1 protein-coding gene is annotated in these 277 nt (G+C 20.9%); it reads right to left on the bottom strand.

What is annotated here, in order from left to right; genetic code table 11:
- Window positions 1-277 (bottom strand): hypothetical protein (locus C1E99_RS15125; protein ID WP_238146167.1); only part of this gene is annotated, 277 nt, incomplete at both ends.

The raw sequence follows: 277 nt of genomic DNA on the forward strand, positions 1-277 counted from the left end.
TAAAAATTTATTTAGGTCTTCAAATTGTAAATCATTACTTTTAAAATTTTTAAAATAATAAAATGATAATTCTGATAATATCTTTAAGTATGTGGATATCTCTTGTTCTGTGAGACCAATTTTATAGAAACTAAAAGTAATTAATACATTGTAAAAATGACCAAATGACGTAAGTTTTTTTAAATCAAAATTATTTTTTAAACTTGCTCCTAAAATTGTTAAAAGAAAAATTGGATAAGCAGGAATAATTTTTTTATTAATTGCATTTTGAGCACCG

Origin of the sequence: Streptococcus suis (assembly GCF_002964045.1) — a bacterium.
Classification (GTDB): Bacteria; Bacillota; Bacilli; order Lactobacillales; family Streptococcaceae; genus Streptococcus; species Streptococcus suis_U.